This is a genomic window from Candidatus Phytoplasma stylosanthis (assembly GCF_032886435.1).
In the GTDB taxonomy this organism is placed as follows: Bacteria; Bacillota_I; Bacilli_A; order Acholeplasmatales; family Acholeplasmataceae; genus Phytoplasma; species Phytoplasma stylosanthis.
On the sequence record NZ_JAUZJP010000035.1, the window covers coordinates 1 to 1,562 of the forward strand.

The window sequence follows — 1,562 nt, forward strand, 5'->3', positions numbered from 1 at the left end:
AGAAAGGTTATTCTAACAATGAATAAATCAAATTTTTTCCAAAAAAATGGTTTTTTTATATTCCTTCTTATCATTTTCGGACTTGTTTGTTATTATTTCTGGTTTCAAAATCAAAAAGAAACAACCTTAGCGTCTTCACCAGAATCATTATCAAATTCATTACCTCCTGAAGTAATCCCTGCTTTTCCTAGGGAGAAACGTTCTATAGAAGAACAACCCATCCCTAAAATTAAAACAACAGCCGCTCGTTTAGAACAAATTAAAAATTATCTTTTTTCCGAACCTATTAATCCTACTTTATTACCAACTAATTTATCAGAACGAGAACAAGAAGAAATTAATAAACTTAAAAAGAGTTGGGGATTGGATTTAGGTTATTTAAATGAAAAAAAAGATGAAATTAACGAATATCAAAATAAATGTGATGAATACCAATCGCAATTAAATTCTCTTCAACCTCAAATAGAATCTTTAAAACAAGATAAAACACCATTAGAAATACAACTAGAAACTAAAGAAAAAGAAGTTAATAGATTAAAAATTGATAGAAAAGCCAACGAAGATAAAATTGATAAACTGAACGAAGAAATTTTAAAAATAGTTTGTGAAATCGGTAAAATAAAAGTTCAAATTGGTAAATTAGAAGCAGACCAAAAAATGTACCAAAATATGTTAACTCGTGCTGAAAAATTAAAAAAAAATTTAGAAAAAAGATATAAAATAACCGAAACCGAAAAAGAAGATAAAGATTCAATTATTTCTAAACTAAACTCCCTCTATGAAATCACCTCAGCTGAGGGATAAATAAAAAAAGGAGTTATAAGTTAAAATGATGCAAGTAAAAAATACATTACATCTTTTATCATTCTTTTTTTTGATAAGTTTAGGATTGTTACTGATGATAAATAATAATCAAGTGATAGCGATGAATAACAATAATGACAATGTATCGGAAAATAATTCAGCAGTTGATAATAATGTGGATGAATATAGTGTTTTTAGAAATTTATTATTAACACAAAGCGAAAAGGCTCAACAAATGATTAATGCTCTTTTTAATCATGTTGCAGAGACAGAAATTAATATTTTATCGAATCAATTGGAAGAAATACACCAACAAATAATAAATTATCAACAAAAACAATTAAATGATCAAGAAAGAAGATTAAGAAATTTGGATAATAATATCGCAAGAATTCAGTTAGAAAGAGAATATTTTGCATTAACACAAGAGATGAGGTTAGCTATTGATAATACACCTCTTTACGCTTCGGAAGAACAAATCGATAACTTAAGAAATATTCAAACCAGAATAGATCAAAACCAAAGACAAATTAATCTTATTCTAAACCAAATCCAAAATTATCAAAATTAACAAAATAATAATACTAGAAGAAATTTATAAAGTAGTAATATTTTATTTTTTGAACAAATAAAAAGGAGTTATAAGTTAAAATGATGCAAATAAAAAAAAAATTACATCTTTTACCATTCTTTTTGATTAGTTGTTTAGGTATGTTTTTAATAATCAATGATAATCCCATTATGGCATCAAGCAATGG

At 25.7% G+C, this 1,562-nt stretch carries 3 protein-coding genes; all 3 read left to right on the forward strand.

Annotation, left to right across the window (positions count from 1 at the left end):
• Positions 1 to 18: 18 nt before the first annotated feature.
• The gene (locus Q8777_RS02570; protein ID WP_318676396.1) at positions 19 to 804 is read left to right on the forward strand and encodes a hypothetical protein; all 786 of its coding nucleotides are present in this window, start codon (positions 19 to 21) and stop codon (positions 802 to 804) included.
• A gap of 25 nt (positions 805 to 829) precedes the next feature.
• Positions 830 to 1,375, forward strand: coding sequence for an SVM family protein (locus Q8777_RS02575; protein ID WP_318676397.1), 546 nt, complete (start codon positions 830 to 832; stop codon positions 1,373 to 1,375).
• Between the two features lie 83 nt (positions 1,376 to 1,458).
• The coding region (locus tag Q8777_RS02580) for an SVM family protein (protein WP_318749491.1) at positions 1,459 to 1,562 on the forward strand (104 nt) is incomplete at its 3' end.

Bases quoted from the DNA above. Each gene is read 5' to 3' on its own strand.
- Q8777_RS02575 (WP_318676397.1), top strand. From the start codon at position 830: ATGATGCAAGTAAAAAATACATTACATCTTTTATCATTCTTTTTTTTG.
- Q8777_RS02570 (WP_318676396.1), top strand. From the start codon at position 19: ATGAATAAATCAAATTTTTTCCAAAAAAATGGTTTTTTTATATTCCTT.